Here is a 16,319-nt window from a genome sequence, read left to right as displayed (position 1 = left end):
CCCAATTATAAGGAGCCACGATTGCCGAGATTTCGGGTGCGCATCGCTTCTTCAAATTTTACGCACGAGTGATATTATATATTAGGTTGTCAAGAAAATGCAAAGAAAATAGGATGAAATTGTATCTAATAACAAGCTTTCTTCCACCTAAACACCAGCAAAGGTCCATCTAAACACCAGTCGCACTCCACCTAAACACCAGTAGAGACCCACCTGGCTGTTTGCTTCCTTGTCTACCTAATTGCCAGGTGGGTCTCCATCTAATGAGAAACCAGAGTTGTGATTAGATCGAATCTATTCTACGGTCGAAATTGCTTATGGGCCTCAAACGCATCTTTGAGTTCTGTTAGCAGTGCTTCGCGTTTTGCGTACAGCTCCTTGCGCGGGCGCGGCTGGGCCTTGCTGACGGCATAGGCGGTGAGCAGGGGTAGTGCAATGGTAGAATCGCCATACACCACAGCGGTATCATTGAGTTGATCGGGCTTAATCTTACCCCAGGAGACGGCCTCAGAGGGGGTCGCGCCCGAGAGGCCGCCCCAGTGGGGCGCGTCGGCGGTGATCTGAATAAAGTAGTCGTGACCACCCTTCTGGATGCCCAGGACCTCCCAGAGCTGAGGCTGGGTTTGCAGATAGAAGTTCTTGGGGCTACCACCACCCAGGATGATGACGCCGTTCTGGTCGGCATGGTGCACGATGGCGGTCGTCTCGTTGACGTCGGCCAGGGGATCGAGGGTGAGCTTGCTGCCCTCCAGAGCGTTACGCGCTACGTTCATACCAATCGAGGAGTCACCGGGCGAAGAGGTGTAGATCGGCACGTTCCAGGCCGCGGCCTGGGCCAGCACCGAGTACTCGGGGTTGACGCCCGCTTTAAGGAGCTGAGTGCCCAGGTGGTGGTGCAGCACGGAGGTCGCGATGGGGCGATTGGGCAGGCTATTGAGGGCCTCGCGCACAAAGGCGTCGGTATCCAGCAGCACGCGATCCTCAAAGAGAATATCGTAAATACGCACGACATGTTTTTCCTGGAGTTTGGTATCGTCGAGACGGAAGTCGCCGCGATGCAGCGAGAGGGCCAGGGCATGGTGCATATCATGGTAGAGGTTGGCGCCCGTGCTCACGATAAAGTCGACGAAGCCATACTCCATCAGCGTAATCAGGCAGCCACCCAGGCCAGCGGGTGTCAGCGCGCCCGCCATGGTCAGCCCCACGGTCGTATTCTGCTCGGGATTGAGCATCTTCTCCACGAAGAGACGGGAGGCCTCGTGCAGGCGCGCGGAGTTATAGGCCTGGAACTGCTCGTCCATCAACTCGGTAATCGTCATATTGGGCCGGACGCGGTTGGGCAGGATGCGCTGCCCGCTTAAATACTCCTGCTGTGTTGGCTGGTGCTGCTGGTGCTGATCGTCCTCTGTATGGTAAGAGTCATGATGTGACATCAAAAAAGTCCTTTCCGGGAAATGGGAATGGGAATGAGAATGTAAATCTTAATGGAGGCGTGATGCCAATGCCCTATAGAATATGACAGAACAACGCCGCTGGCAAGAGTTCCGCCAACTTATGCATCCATTGGGTTAACTTATAGTTGATCAAAGCATAACCATCTATTGCAATGATTATCCTTCTCACTTTAACCTACGCCTGTTTACCAAACAGCGGACTAGGCGGGAGGATGCACTACGAGCATCCTATGCACCTCTCTCTACTGAGAGATGTTCACTCGTGAGATGATTCCAGGAACATCTCTGGGGGATCCCAGAAGCTCAACTGGACGGGAGGCCCGGCATCCTGGATCCTCTGCTGATTCTGCTGTTTCCACGCTTCATGCCGCGTCATGAGGAGCGCCTTGACCTCCGAAGTCGAGCGACATGCCGCCAGTTTCCGATCCCCCCAGCGTCCCGCGAGCGTCTGTGCGGCTTTGCGGTCGGCCTGGTCTGCGTAACCACAGACCAGGCACTTGAAGGTTTTCTGGTTCAGCCGATTAGCGCGATCGACATAATGGCAGCGGGGGCATTACTGAGAGGAATAGGCGGCTCGGACCGTGTGGGCTGCCATGCCCTGTTTGGCGGCGGCCCAGGCCAGCTGCTCTGGGATATGCCCCAGGTGAGAAGCATACAGATAACTGTTCATCACCCTTGCTTTGAAGCGCATCGAGGCCACATTGAGGTCCTCATAAATGAGTCTGGCATCTCGATGATCTTTGACCAACGCATTGACCGCCCGGTTGATCTCTTGCTTGACGTGACGGCTCAAGCGTTGCGACGTTTCAGAACTTGTCGAAGGAAGCTTGCCCTTTGGGACGCCTTTCTTTTCCAGATAGGCTCGCAGTTTCGCCTTGCGGCGACGCTTTTCCCGATCGTGCTTGTGCTGTCGGGCCATCTTGCCATGAAAACTGCCATACGCTTTATTGGTGGAGGTCGTGAGGAAATGGGCAATGCCCACATCGACGCCTACTGTAGGGGCGTCAGGCTTGGTTTGAAGAGGAACGTCCTCGTCAAAGGAGAGCGTCAGCCACCAGACTCCATTGCGCTTGTGAAGTGTTGTGGATGCATTGAGCGTGCGGCCTTCGAGTGCTCGTTTGTGATAGGAGGCGAGTTTGACTGGGACTCGAAGCGGATTCCCGACATCTAAGGTGGACACGCGCAGCCAGTAGTCGAACGTGGAGTCCTCCGACTTCTCGAGCACCACCACGTTGACATTGGCTTGGATGACTGGCACACGCAGCACAGGGAGATCCCATTCGGTCCAGGTCGGTTCGCGGCGTTTGAAGGCGGACATCCGGCCTTCCGCCTGAGCCTTGGCCTGAGCGTAATCAGCCACATCTTCCAGGTACGCCTGATAGGCGTTCGCTCGATTCGTGCGAACGCTTTTGGCAATGTCTGCGGCTTGCTGTATTGCCACTCGATGCAAGCGGTCGGAAAGATCGGTTTTGAAGACGGTTTCTTGGTACTTGTCCGGGCTTGTCTCGGCCTCGCAAAACAGGGTGGTGTACTGTTGGCACAGCGGCAAGTAAACCGCCACAAGCTGATCGAGCGCCTCAAGTTTGCCAGGATTGGCCTCAATGAGACGGATATGGGTCACCGCTCGAGTGATGGTCTGCTTCGTCTTCTTTTTGCGCTTGCGCTTTTTTTTCTCATCAAGCGAGGCTTTTTGGGGCTTCTTGCTCACGGGCGGGTCCATTCTGCTGCAAAGCCGCTAGCACTTGTTCCGTCTTGCGTTTGGCTTGTCTGCGACCATAAAGACGAGCGCAAAACGAGGGAATGATGCTGATAAAATCGCCCATGAGATCATCTTCGGCGGTATCAGCGGTGTTGACGATGACCAGTTTCCGTCCTTGCATAGCCAACAAGGTCTGAATATAGGCCACGCCAAAGCGAGAAGCGCGATCTTTGTGTTCAACCACGATCTGCCCGATTTTGGGATCTGCCAGCAGCGCCAGAAACTTGGGCCGCTGATCGTTGATGCCACTGCCGCACTCTTTGACGACTTTGCTGACCGACCAGCCTTGGGCATTGCACCAGGTCACCAGCCGCTCGGCTTGCCTTTCCAGGTTGTCTTTGTTTTCGCTGCTTGAAACACGAGCATACACAGCGACGGCGTGGACCGGAACCGAGCGAAGCTCTGGCGGATCAATGATCACGGTGCCGGTGGGCAATTGATAGCCGGGAATCTGGCCGCGTTTCCACATACGCCAGGCGCTGTTATAACTGATCCCAATCTTCTTGGCATAACTCGATAACTTCATACATCCAAGTATACTCTATCTGCTTGAGATATGCAAGAGATGATGATACTTTGTGATGGTTGCTTATACAAAATGGATACCTCCATTGGGTTATATAATGTGCTGGTGGACGGGCGAAGCCCGTCCACCAGCACATTATATAACCCAATGAGCGCCGCAGGCGCGATAAGTCATCAACCTATGTGAGAGAAAAGGCTAAACAGAATATGTCAAACCTCTTTCCTGAGCTGAAGAAGCCGTATATCTTTGCGCACCAGGGGGGCGAGCTGCTGGCGCCAACCAATACGCTGGCGGCCTTCGATGTGGCCGATGCCATTGGCGGCGTCGATTTTCTGGATATCGATATCCATATGACGAAGGATGGGCATATTGTTGGCATTCATGACGCAACCGTAGATCGTACCACCAATGGGAGTGGGCGCGTGGACACCTATACCCTGGCCGAGTTGCAAAAGCTGGACGCGGGCTACCATTTCCGTGACCTGGAGGGGCGCTATAGCTATCGCGGCCAGGGGGTCTACATTCCAGCTCTGGAGGAGGTCTTCAGCAGGTATGCCGCGAAGTATTATCTGCACTTCGAGGTGAAAGATACCTATCCCAAAGGTGGCTCCTCCCAGATTGAGGAGAAGCTCTGGGCGCTGATCCAAAAATATGGGATAGGGAAACGAGTGATTGTCTCTTCCTTTAATCAGGAGATCGTGACGCGTTTCCAAAAGCTGAGCGCGGGCCAGGTGGCAACTGGCGCGGGCCAGTCTGAGGTGACCAGCTTTGTCCTCGCCCATAAGGCGCGTCTGCCCTGGTTCTATCGTCGCCAATCGACGTTGCTGGCTATTCCCGATGCCCATAGTAACGTCAATCTGAAAGATTCAGCCCTGATCCGGGGCGCGCATCGCCGGGGCATGGACCTCTACTACTGGACGATTGATGACAAGCCCTTGATGCGCCAGCTTATCGAGCTAGGCGCTGATGGCCTCTTCACCAACCGTCCCGACCTGATGAAAGAGCTACTGATCGAGATGGGCCTGCGTTAGCCTGCTGCTGAGTCACGCCTATGGTAGGGTAACTCGCTATACATTGATAAAAATGATACGCTACCGTTGCGTTTTGTAATTTGTAATGGTATACTCTTTTTATTGGATACGTTACCGTATCGTATTTGAATTTGTAAAGCGTTAAAAGAGGGAGAGAGGAGAGCGACGTAGATGAATGAAGCTGAACCTGGGCTGGTGGTGCGTAAGGTTGGGCGTCCGCGTAGTGTCCAGTCCCACCAGGCCATTTTGGAGGCAACGCTCGAAATATTCGCCGAGGAGGGCCTTCAGGGCTTAAGTATCGAGGCGATTGCTGAGCGTGCCGGGGTGGGCAAGACCACCATCTACCGTCGCTGGTCCTCAAAAGAGGATGTGATCAAGGATGCGCTGGACGTGTTTCGCGGCGAGCATCCTCTGCCCGACACAGGAAATATTCGCGATGACCTGCTCTATATTGCGAAGGAAGCACACGAACTTTTTAAGCGCAATGCCTTGATGGGCAAACTGCTTACCAAAATGATTGCCGAGATCAAGTCAAGGCCCGAGATCTACCAGGCCTTTTATGACAAACTGGCAACTCCGCGTATCCAGCAGTTTCGCCAGGTTGTCGAACGCGCTCAGGAGCGTGGTGAGTTGCGCCAGGATATAGATGCGACGTTTATCCTCTATCAGATTGTCATTTCTCTGGCATATGGCAACCTCTTTACCGACCTGCTCTTTCCCAATACACAGGCAGTTTTTGAGCCAGAAATGGCTGTAGATGCGCTCCTGAATGGAATTGCGGCACGATCCTTACAGCCTGGAAAATGAACGAAAGGACATACAACAGGATGAAACAGATATCATTCACTGATCTCCTGTCCCAGGAGACAAAGCGTGATCCGGTCGCCTTTGCTGCGCGCTTGCGCGAGCAGGGGCCGCTTCTTCCTCTCACGGCACCCTTTAGTACAGGCGCCTGGATGACAACGACGTACGAGGATGCCATAGCCGTTCTCAAAGATCCACGCTTCGCCAAAGACACATTGAAATTCGGGCTCCCAGAACAAGAGCAGGCATCTACTAATGAGAGAGAAGACACGTTTAAGCGCCTTCTCGCCTTTCGCCGCGATATGCTCACCGTTGATCCACCCGATCATACACGTCTGCGCGGCCTGGTCTCCAAGGCCTTCACGCCACGCATGATTGAGCAACTGCGCCCACGCATTCAGCAGATCGCGGATGAGTTATTGGAGGCCGTACAGAGATTAGGAAGAATGGACCTCATTGCCGATTTTGCCTTTCCTCTGCCTATCACGGTCATTTCAGAGATGCTGGGGATTCCTGTCGAGAATCGTCTACAGTTTCGTGCCTGGTCGCAAACGATCATAGCGAACTCCGTGGGATCTCAACCGCAGGAGGCGCTGGCCGCCCTGGAGGCATTTGTCCAGTACATCAAGAACTTCCTGGCAGCTAAGCGCGCTCATCCTACTGATGACCTGACGAGCGGCTTAGTCGAGGCTGAGGAGGGTGGAGATCGGCTCCACGAGAACGAGCTGATTTCAACGATCTTCCTGCTCATCGTTGCGGGACATGAGACGACGGTGAATCTGATTGGCAATGGTATGCTGGCGTTGCTGCTGCATCCAGGGCAGATGGAACTGCTGCGCCAGGACTCATCTTTGCTGTCATCAGCTATTGAGGAACTCTTGCGCTACGCGGCTCCGCTGACGCTCTCTACCCCTCGCTGGGCGAGCGAGGATATTGTGATGCATGGCCAGGTCATACGCAAAGGCGAGATGGTGTTTGTCTCCCTGGTGGCCGCTGATATTGATCAGCACCAGTTCACTGATCCACAAGTACTGGATATTACGCGCCGGGAGAACCAACATCTGGCCTTTGGTAAGGGCATTCACTATTGCCTGGGGGCACCGCTGGCACGCCTGGAGGGGCAGATCGCCATTAGCACCCTGCTGCAACGCCTACCCAATCTGCGCCTGGCCTGCGAGCCTGAACAACTCATATGGAATCCCAGCCCCATCTTGCGGGGCCTCACTAGCCTGCCGGTAAATTTCTAAATATGTATGATTGTGGTGATGTGCAAAGCACATCACCACAATCATACATATTTACCCCTTCACGCCGCGAATGAAGCGGACGGTGATGGTGCCTGCGATGCAGTAGATGATCGACATGCCGAAGATGACCTGGTAGCCCAGGACCGGGTGTCCGGCGCGGGCGAAGCTATCCAGCAGGGGGCCGCCCAGGACGGGGGCGATGACCTGTGAGAGCGAGAGCGCGACGTTCCAGACGCCCATGTCGCGGGCATGGTTCTTCTGCGAGGGCAGGGTGTCCGCGACGAGCGCCCAGTCCACGCTCTGGTAGGCGCCATAGCCCAGGCCAAAGATGGCCCCGGCGGCGATAACGAGTTGCAGCGATTGGGTAACGACAAAGACCACGCCCACGACCGCCATGAGTGCGCCCGAGATGTAGATTACGCGCTTGCGCCCCAGGTAGTCCGAGATCCAGCCCGCTGCGAAGGCGCTGAGCAGGCTGGTGAGCGAGACGATAATCAGGAAGGTGGTCGTCTGCTGCTCGGGGTGTGGGGCATGGACCACGTCGCGCATATAGTACTGCAAGAAGGACTGAATGGTATAGATGCCCAGCATCATGATCAGGCGCGTGGCAAGCACCCAGGCAAAGTCGGGATCGCGGCGCGGTCGAAAGTCGAAGAGGCGCAAGATGCCGACCGTGATGATGATCTCTATAATGACCTGCTCAAAGTTGCTACTGATCTCAAGGCCCGCGACGCGCCAGGTGTTCCAGAGGGTTATAAGGCCCCAGGCCAGCAGCGCCACCACGAGCGAGGCGGCCAGCGTTCTCATGGCTGGCAGGGTGTACCAGGGCTTGCGCGTGGTGCCTGTTGCCGCTTGTTCCGCCTCTGCGCTATGTGCCTGGACTGGTAGTTCGCGGACGAAGATGAGCGTGATCAGCATAAAAACAAGCAAGACGGCGATGATCAGGCCGTAGGTCAGCCAGAGGCCCTGGGTGTAGCTCGCCAGGGGCAGGGATGAGTTGATGAGGTTACCTGCCACCAGGACGCCGCCGATATTGCCGAAAATGAGCATCAGGCTGATGACGCCCGAGGTGAGGCCTCGCTGTTCAGGAGGCACGATATCCGGCAGCAGGGCGTGAAATGGGGCCTGCGCGGCGTTGCTGACAAATTGCGTGAGGGCATAGGCTATGGCGAGGGTGAGGACATTGGGGGCCGTGGCCATCCAGCCCAGGCAGAACATGCTCGCCAGGGTACCCAGCAGGATATATGGGCGACGGCGGCCCCAGACGGCGAGCCGTCCCCGCGTGCGGTCGCTTAACCAGCCAAACAAGGGATTAGAGAAGAGGGAGACGAAGGCCCCTGGGATAAGGACAAAAGCCAGGGCGGTGCCTTTATCAAGATCACCAACCATTTTAAAGACCTGGCTGGGCAGAATAATCGTGCCGAGCGCGGCCCACTGGAAGTTTAAGGCCAGCGCAAAGATGCTGATGGCCAGAATGCGTGTCCAGCGCAGGCGCGGCAGGTGAGGTGCTGCTCCATATTGGGCATCGTCTTCAGCTTGCTGTACGGTCTCCATATTGGTGCTTGCTTCCTCGTTAGAGATGAAAAATGGTGCATTTAACTCTCTAAGTGTAGCATACCTCAGTATAAAGAGAAAAGCCATGGAGGCGAGATCACGCGTGATCTCGCCTCCATGGCTGTAACTGTTTACTCTTTTCAAGGGGTATTCTCAGCGTCTGCGACGCTTCGCGGGTAATAGGGTGTGGTGGGCACATGCCTTCGGCATGTGCCCACCACACCCTATTACCCGCTGACTATTCCAGCATGAGGCGTCGAATCTCGATGATCTGGTCGCGGAGCTGGCCGGCCTTCTCGAATTCGAGCTGCTTGGCGGCTGAGCGCATCTGGGATTCGAGGTCTTTGATCAGGCGCAGGGCCTCGTCTTTGGGAATGCCTGCGACGGCGGTTGCGGTCTTGCCATCGGCACCTGCCTCGGGACCAGCCATGGCCTTAAGACGCTCGGAGAGGGTTTTGACCTCTTTCTTGATGCCGCGTGGTGTGATGTTGTGCTGCTCGTTATATCCCTCCTGGATTTTTCGGCGGCGGTTGGTCTCGTCGATGGCGCGTCGCATCGAGCGTGTCACGTTGTCGGCGTACATGATGACGCTGCCCTCGACGTGGCGCGCGGCGCGACCCACGGTCTGGATGAGCGAGCCCTCTGAGCGCAGGAAGCCCTCTTTATCGGCGTCCAGAATGGCGACCAGGGAGACCTCGGGCAGGTCCAGGCCCTCGCGCAGGAGGTTGATGCCAACCACGACATCGTAGACGCCCAGGCGCAGGTCACGCAGGATTTCGACGCGCTCGATGGTGTCGATCTCAGAGTGCAGATAGTGGACCTTGATGCTGAGCTCCTGCATGTAGTCGGCGAGGTCCTCGGCCATTTTCTTGGTGAGGGTCGTGACCAGGACGCGCTGTCCCTTCTCGACGCGTATGCGAATCTCGGCGATCAGGTCATCGATCTGCCCACGTGTGGGGCGAACGGTGATCTCTGGATCGATCAGGCCGGTTGGGCGAATGATCTGCTCCACAATGGCCTGGCTATGCTCATACTCGTAAGGGCCGGGTGTGGCGGAGACGAAAATGGCCTGCTTGAGCTTGTGTTCAAACTCTGGGAAGGTCAGGGGGCGGTTATCCAGGGCCGAGGGGAGGCGGAAACCATAGTCGACCAGGATCTGTTTACGCGAGCGGTCGCCCGCGAACATGCCGCGCACCTGGGGTAGAGAGATATGCGACTCATCGACTACCAGCAGGAAGTTCTCGGGCAGGTAGTCGAGCAGGGTCCAGGGCTGTTCGCCAGCGGCCCGCCCCGCCAGGTGACGTGAGTAGTTCTCGACGCCTGAGCAGATGCCGGTCTCGCGCAGCATCTCGATATCGAAGTTGGTGCGCTGTTTCAAGCGAGCATGCTCCAGCAGCTTGCCCTCGGCCTCCAGTTCCTCCAGGCGCTGCTCCAGCTCCTCCTCGATCAGAGAGATGGACTTATTGAGGCGCTCCTGGGTCGTGACCCAGTGCTTGGCGGGATAGATATCGAGGCGTGTGCGCTGTCCCAGGACCTCGCCGGTCAGGGGATCGATCTCGGTCATGCGCTCGATCTCGTCGCCAAAGAACTCCACGCGTACGGCCACGTCTTCATAGGCCGGGAAGATCTCTAGCACGTCTCCGCGCACGCGGAAGCGCCCACGTACGAAGTTGGCGTCGTTGCGCTCATACTGGATAGAGTTCAGGTGGCGCAGAATTTTATCGCGGCGGCGCTCCTCACCTACCTTGAGGGTCAGCACCACCTCACCATATTCCTCGGGGCTGCCCAGGCCATAGATACAGGAGACCGAGGCCACAATCAAGACGTCGCGACGCTCAAAGAGGCTGCGCGTGGCGGAGAGGCGCAGCTTCTCAATCTCCTCATTGAGCATGCTTTCTTTTTCAACATAGGTATCGGTACGGGCGATATAGGCCTCTGGCTGATAGTAGTCATAGTAGGAGACGAAATACTCGACGGCGTTATTGGGGAAGAACTCTTTATACTCGCTATAGAGCTGGGCTGCGAGCGTCTTATTGGGTGCGAGCACGAGAGTTGGCTTCTGCACCTGTTCGATCACCTTGGCCACGGTATAGGTTTTACCGCTGCCAGTGACGCCAAGCAAGGTCTGAAATCTCTGATTATTGCGAATGCCCTCGGCAAGCTCTACAATCGCCTGGGGCTGGTCACCGGTCGGTTCAAAAGGTGACTCAACTTTAAAATCTGGCATAGCGCGGCATCCCCACTGGATCTATGTTGTAGAATATTTTTTCGAAACTCAGCTCATTATACCACGAATTGCAGCGCCTGGGTATAGCCAGAAGCTGTGGGCGCGAATGATCCGTATCCACGCGCTGATGGATTTTAAGAAATTAATATGGCAATTTGTGAGCGCAATCATTACCAAAGCAATTAGTTAAAGTCCATAAGCTGGTCCCTACAGAGGGGAGAGAACGCGTTTCCCAATTTTCCAGCGGAGTCATAAAATTGCCGCCTATATGTACAAATTACATATAGGCGGCGTTTTGTTCTGGCGTGGCGATGGTAGTTAGCCCACTGTGCTATTCACGCCATTTAGAGCAGCATTACCGGAAGCCGGGGTTGCCCAGACCAGCATTGCCGATGCCGAAGCGGTTAAAGCCGACGTTGCCGAAGCGGTTAAAGCCAACATTGCCCAGACCAGCAGTGCCGATGCCGAAGCGGTTGATGCCGACATTACCGAGGCCAACGTTGCTGATGCCAAAACGGTTGATGCCGACATTACCGAGGCCAACGTTGCTGATGCCAAAACGGTTGATGCCGACATTACCAAAACGGTTGATGCCGACATTACCGAGGCCAACGTTGCTGATGCCAAAACGGTTGATGCCGACATTACCGAAGCGGTTGATGCCAACATTACCGAGGCCAGCAGTGCCGATGCCAAAGCGGTTAAAGCCAACATTACCCAGAGCCGGATTGAAGCCGACGTTGCCCATGCCAACGTTACCAAGGTTAGGGTTGAAGCCGACGTTGCCCATGCCAACATTGCCCAGAGCCGGATTGAAGCCGACGTTGCCCATGCCAACATTGCTCATGGCAGGGTTGCCCATGCCAACATTGCCCATGCCAACATTGCCCATGCCAGGATTGTTGAAGCCGAAGCGAATATTGACGTTAGGGTTGTTGGCGACGTTGCCAAGTCCAGCATTGCCAAGTCCAGCATTGCCGAAGCCGATATTGATCTCGCCGGGACCACCCTGAACGTGGTGCTGAATCTTGTTGATCCTGGCGGCTGCGATGCTTGAGGCATGGGCAGAAGGAGCCTGCCCAAGGGTCGTGTAAAACGAGATCAGACACCCTAGTACAAACGCATATGCGCTCATCCTGATGAACTGACTTTTCATGATGCGTTCCTTTCTTTGCATTCCTGACAAACTTACTGTTTTGGCTGGACTCTCTACTATCTCGTGAGGCCATTCGGCGCTTTGTAGGGTCCATGCTGGCATGGACTCTCCCGCTAGTGGATGCACGCTACTGGTCTGAGCGTCTAATGTCCAAGCAAGCTTGGACCCTACAACGTAGTCGTTTGTCTGTGTCTCTGTCTATATATAAAGCAGCCAACAAACTGAAGAGAACATGAAACCGGGCGCAGAAAATCTACATTTTTGAACTGATTTTCGCGGGTTGTCCGTGATACTAACAGAGAATTGCAAAGAGTACGTGTGCTCTTATTAACAACCGGCGCTTTCATCCCGTCTCCATTCATGGGACGGGATGAAAGCGCCGTTCCTTTCGGGCTGGGTGGGTGGGGGCCGACTCCAACCAGCTTGCTCTCGCTTCCCCTGACACTCTTCTCTGGAGCGCTTGATCGTTCTGAGAGGCAACTGAAGAGTGGGTAGATCCGGTTTTCCCCACTTGTACCCTCTGCTCTTTCATGCTATCGTGCTCTCCATGCAAACGGTGAAAATCTACCAACTGAATCATCTGTCGCCTGCACTCTTCCAACGCCTCAAAGCAGCTCAGGTGGAAGCCGCACAGGTGTGGAATTGCTGTATGGAAATGCATAAAGCTGCACGTCTCGCCCATCTGCCCTGGCCAGGACGAGATGCGTTGCAGAAAGCCACCAAAGGGCGTTTTGCCCTTCAGAGCCAATCAGTGCAAATGATCGTTGCCACCTTCCTTGCCAACGTCCAGACCGCACGCCAGCTCCGTCAAACCCATCCCCAGATGAAGATGAAGTACCCTTGGCGAACCAAACGCTTTTATCCCGTCAAGTGGCCTGCTCAAGCAGTGAGCAAAGAAAACGGGCGCGTGGTCCTGCCCATGGGAAGAGGACGCCCATCCCTTGTCCTGCCTATCGCGTTGCCCGAACACTGCGGCGCGTGCAGCCTGGTCTGGAACCAGGGGTTTGAGTTGCACGTGTGCATAGAAATCCCACAAGCCACAGAAGCTCCTGGCGAGGTCACTGCAACCGTCGACCTCGGCGAGATCCACCTTGCTGCCGTCACCACCACGACCAGCGAAGCCCTCATCGTGACCGGGCGTGGCATTCGCTCGCTCAAACGACAACGCCAGCTCCAATTGGGGAAGATTGCCAAGAAGCAATCCCGATGCCAGAAGTCTTCTTGTCGTTGGAAGAGGCTGCAACGAGCGAAGAACAAGCAGTGTCGAAGAGCAGAGAGACGCATTCGTGACCTGCGGCACAAAGCCACTCGCAAGGTGATCGACTTCTGTGTGCAACACCAGGTTGGAACCCTTTTCATTGGAAATCCTCATGGGGTCCGCGACAAGAACTGTGGCAGACACCACAATCAGCGCATGGCCTTGTGGGAATATGGCAAAGATATCGCCTATCTCACGCACAAGGCCAAAGCCGCTCACATCATGAGCTTCACTGGCTCCGAACGAGGAACCTCGAGCCAGTGTCCTGTATGTGGGCACAAACACAAGCCCAAAGGTAGAAATTGGGCTTGTGTTTGTCAGTTCTCTGGGCATCGGGACCTGGTGGGTTCTATCAATATGCATCGGCTTGCCTATGGCACCCAGGTGAAGTTTCCTCGTTCCTTCACGTATCTCCGTCCTGGCCCGTCCAGGTCAAGGAGTAGTAGGGCAGACACGCCCCAACGTTGTCTAAGCAAGACTGAGGCTCAACCACGTCTCGTGCAGACGGTCTCTTCGGAGACAGGCCATCCCTCTGAACTGGCTTAGAAGCCCGTCCCGTTCTACGGGACGTGGAGTGTCACGAGTCATATAACAGGTAAAAACACGAGAGAAGCAGACGCGAGGAGCGCCTGATATGGCGACGAATGCGGCTTTATTGTGGAGGCATATAAGTTCATGAATGCATTGAAGATGTTTGACTATCTTCGTTGTCACTTGTTATCACATCGTCTAAACCCTCTTTTCTCTTTCGACACCAAAAATGTAAGCAAGTTCACAGCGCCTGGGGCCAAATATGCTACACTACGTAGCAGAATACAAGATTATTCGATTAGATATATGGATATGTATTTGGTGGCTTTAGACACGTTCTATCTTATAGAGCTATCCATACCTGGTTGAATGCTTTGGGGATGGACTGGGGATTGGGACCAGGAAACCTGCTTTGAAAGTAAGGAGGGAAGACCGTGCAATCCCGCTATTGCCCCAATTGCGGCGCCGAGGTATCGGCAACCAGTAGATATTGTCCGCGCTGTAACTTTGATATGTTCGCGCGGCAAGATGCGCCGGGCGCGAATGTTCAGGCTATGGACCGTGCCACGCCACTGCCAGTCTCGCCCATGCTTACACAGACGCCATTCCCTCAGCAAGGACCGATAAGCCAGCCTGGTTTCGCGCCCCAGGGACCAGTGAGCCAGCCCGGCTTTGGGCCTCAAGGCGCGCCCCCGACCTCTGAGCCAGCCTGGGCCTACCAGCAGGGGCTAACTCCGATGCCACCTTCGCAGCCGAAGCGCCGGGGCGGCATCGGGCGCACCTTGTTGATTATCCTCCTATTGCTGGCCTTTGTGGGCGCGGGCGGCTATCTGGCCTATGCGCTTCTCGTGCAGAATGCCACACAGCCTCAGATCACCTCGCAAACGCTGAGTACCACCGTGAAGTACGCGGGTGTGGATGTGACGCTTACCAGGCTAGAACAGGCCCAGCGCTTTATCGATGATCCACATTCGGCGGGCGATGGCATGCTGCGTGTCCATCTCCTGGCCGACAACAAGACGAACGTGCCCGTCAACATGGTCTATAGCGATATCACGCGGCTGGTGCTGCCTGGCGGCAAGGTCGTCCAGCCAACGTATGTCAATGGTAACGCGGGCCTGGCGGCGGGGAAGTCCCATAGCGATTGGGTTGATTTCGCCGTTCCCAGCGGGACCAATACGGGGCAAATCGCGCTGCGCCTGGGAGGCGCGAACGAGGCCCAGATAGATGTTTCCCTTAGCTCGAACTCTGGTGTCAGCACCTATCAGCCACAAACCACGCAGATCGGCAAGGCTCTGGACTCCAAAGAATCCTTCTATGGTCTCGACTGGACGCTGGATAGCGCGACAACGCAGTGGAGCATCGATGGCAAGCAGGCCAGCAAGGGGATGCGCTATGTAACGGTAACGCTTAAGGTGAATAGCGCCCTGGAGCAGACGGCCATCCCAGGTTCGGCCTTCGACTACGCCACCCTGACGGCTGGTAGCACGACCGCCAGGCCTGCCCTGACGACGCTGCCTGTTTCCTTTGATAAAGGGACGCAGGGGACCAGTGGTACAATCACCTTTCTCGTGCCCCAGGATCAAAAACATCTCACTCTCACACTCCACGCTCCAACTGGTAGCGGCTTTACCGATGCCACCATCACATTCGACGTGAAATAAAGCAAGTAGAAGGCGATGCTAAGGAAAATGACGGCCCCAGAGCTGAAAGCTCTGGGGCCGTCATTTTCCTTAGATGTAAATACTCTATTCGAGGATGTAGCTGCCCGAGAGAGCCTGGCGGAGAGCGGCTTTCTGCTCTTCGTCGATTGACTCCAGGGATTTTTCTTTAACCGGGCCATTCCAGACCGCTATGGGGCTGGTCGTCTGGGCTACAAACTCGTCGATCATGATCTCCTCCAGGAAGGGCGTCTTCGGGGCTGCGGGCAGAGCGGGTAGCTCCTCCTCCGCTGCGACCTCTTCCTCTACCTGTTGTGGGACCACGTTGTACTCGGCAAGTGATACCTCTTCGACCTCGGCCTCAGCCTCGGTCGCCTCGATGGTTACCACGGGTGCGAAGGTCGAGCTGTTGGCCTCGGCGATGATACCATCGACACTCAGGGCGAAGCGCTGCCCATTGATATCGAGATAAATGCCCCGGCCTTCTCGCAGTTCAGTGAGTTGACGACGTAATTCCTGATTCTCCGCCTCCAACTCCTCCATCAACTGCTGCTGCTGCTTCACTGCCTGCAAAAGATGCTCAAAACCACCCATAAAAAACTCCTTCACAACATGTTTTACAAATAGCAGATACACAACTTCTCTGTCCTATACATAGAACGAAGGCTGCTTACCCTTTTAGAAGAGCTATGAAGAGCTACGAGGCGCACATTTCTGGTCTCGCTGTTGCGGTCTTACAGCTTTGTGCCAGAGTGCGTCTCTATGCATCGCTATAGGTCAAAACATGAAACGTTTACTTTGTCCCCCCTGTCTGGTATTGAAACGTGTCAATTAGGGGAGGAGTAACACTTATTTATGATTGGGCTAGAAATTGGTACGTCTAAGTATGTGAGTATAGGCATGTATGAAATATGTGAGTATAGGCATGTATGAAATATGCTTATTTTTAACGCCAGCAATATGGCACATTTTGCTATGCCGATCTCGCACGAGATGATGTACAATGGTATATGTGTTCTGGAGTATTCCATTTCCTCAAGAGAGGCTTCGCGCCTGCGGCGTTCAGGGGTAAGGGGTTGTGGGTGGCAAACGGTTTTGCCGTTTGCCACCC

At 55.2% G+C, this 16,319-nt stretch carries 11 protein-coding genes and 1 pseudogene; 5 read left to right on the top strand and 7 right to left on the bottom strand.

The features are described from left to right. Positions 1–299: 299 nt before the first annotated feature. The 3 genes and pseudogenes from KRAC_RS20705 to KRAC_RS20695 form a co-directional block, all read right to left on the bottom strand. On the bottom strand, positions 300–1,433 hold the full coding sequence (locus tag KRAC_RS20705; protein ID WP_007910410.1) for a homospermidine biosynthesis protein: 1,134 nt from the start codon (positions 1,431–1,433) through the stop codon (positions 300–302). Between the two features lie 277 nt (positions 1,434–1,710). Continuing rightward, positions 1,711–3,174: pseudogene (locus KRAC_RS20700) on the bottom strand (RNA-guided endonuclease InsQ/TnpB family protein). Further along, on the bottom strand, positions 3,131–3,739 hold the full coding sequence (locus tag KRAC_RS20695; protein WP_007904553.1) for an IS607 family transposase: 609 nt from the start codon (positions 3,737–3,739) through the stop codon (positions 3,131–3,133). The pseudogene KRAC_RS20700 and the gene KRAC_RS20695 overlap by 44 nt, the downstream one beginning before the upstream one ends. A 206-nt stretch (positions 3,740–3,945) precedes the next feature. Here KRAC_RS20695 and KRAC_RS20690 point away from each other — a divergent pair, with 206 nt between their 5' ends. From KRAC_RS20690 to KRAC_RS20680, 3 genes are all read left to right on the top strand, one after another. Next, the gene (locus KRAC_RS20690) at positions 3,946–4,770 is read left to right on the top strand and encodes a glycerophosphodiester phosphodiesterase family protein (protein WP_007910406.1); all 825 of its coding nucleotides are present in this window, start codon (positions 3,946–3,948) and stop codon (positions 4,768–4,770) included. 171 nt (positions 4,771–4,941) lie between these two features. Continuing rightward, the gene (locus KRAC_RS20685) at positions 4,942–5,577 is read left to right on the top strand and encodes a TetR/AcrR family transcriptional regulator (protein ID WP_007910404.1); all 636 of its coding nucleotides are present in this window, start codon (positions 4,942–4,944) and stop codon (positions 5,575–5,577) included. Between the two features lie 20 nt (positions 5,578–5,597). Next, on the top strand, positions 5,598–6,821 hold the full coding sequence (locus KRAC_RS20680; RefSeq protein ID WP_007910402.1) for a cytochrome P450 family protein: 1,224 nt from the start codon (positions 5,598–5,600) through the stop codon (positions 6,819–6,821). A 51-nt stretch (positions 6,822–6,872) separates the two neighbouring features. On the opposite strand, the gene KRAC_RS62095 is transcribed toward KRAC_RS20680, so the two are convergent. The 3 genes from KRAC_RS62095 to KRAC_RS20665 all read right to left on the bottom strand — a co-directional run bounded on the left by KRAC_RS62095 (position 6,873) and on the right by KRAC_RS20665 (position 11,758). Further along, positions 6,873–8,375 (bottom strand): MFS transporter, encoded by a 1,503-nt coding sequence (locus tag KRAC_RS62095; protein ID WP_052568478.1) that lies wholly within the window; start codon positions 8,373–8,375, stop codon positions 6,873–6,875. Between the two features lie 238 nt (positions 8,376–8,613). Then, the gene (gene uvrB / locus KRAC_RS20670; protein WP_007910400.1) at positions 8,614–10,602 is read right to left on the bottom strand and encodes an excinuclease ABC subunit UvrB; all 1,989 of its coding nucleotides are present in this window, start codon (positions 10,600–10,602) and stop codon (positions 8,614–8,616) included. 355 nt (positions 10,603–10,957) lie between these two features. Then, entirely contained in the window at positions 10,958–11,758 is an 801-nt protein-coding gene (locus KRAC_RS20665; RefSeq protein WP_007910399.1) for a hypothetical protein, read from the bottom strand. 487 nt (positions 11,759–12,245) lie between these two features. Here KRAC_RS20665 and KRAC_RS20660 point away from each other — a divergent pair, with 487 nt between their 5' ends. Both KRAC_RS20660 and KRAC_RS20655 read left to right on the top strand, forming a co-directional pair. Continuing rightward, a complete protein-coding gene (locus tag KRAC_RS20660) occupies positions 12,246–13,562 on the top strand; it encodes an RNA-guided endonuclease TnpB family protein (protein ID WP_007910398.1) in 1,317 nt (438 codons plus the stop codon). Between the two features lie 419 nt (positions 13,563–13,981). Beyond that, positions 13,982–15,211, top strand: coding sequence for a zinc-ribbon domain-containing protein (locus tag KRAC_RS20655; RefSeq protein WP_007910396.1), 1,230 nt, complete (start codon positions 13,982–13,984; stop codon positions 15,209–15,211). Between the two features lie 84 nt (positions 15,212–15,295). Here the strand turns inward: KRAC_RS20655 and KRAC_RS20650 are convergent, their stop codons facing one another. After that, positions 15,296–15,802 (bottom strand): hypothetical protein, encoded by a 507-nt coding sequence (locus tag KRAC_RS20650; protein WP_007910395.1) that lies wholly within the window; start codon positions 15,800–15,802, stop codon positions 15,296–15,298. Positions 15,803–16,319: the final 517 nt, after the last annotated feature.

Origin of the sequence: Ktedonobacter racemifer DSM 44963 (genome assembly GCF_000178855.1) — a bacterium.
GTDB lineage: Bacteria > Chloroflexota > Ktedonobacteria > Ktedonobacterales > Ktedonobacteraceae > Ktedonobacter > Ktedonobacter racemifer.
Note: the sequence above shows the minus strand (reverse complement) of the source record. Positions and strands in the feature narration are given on the sequence as shown.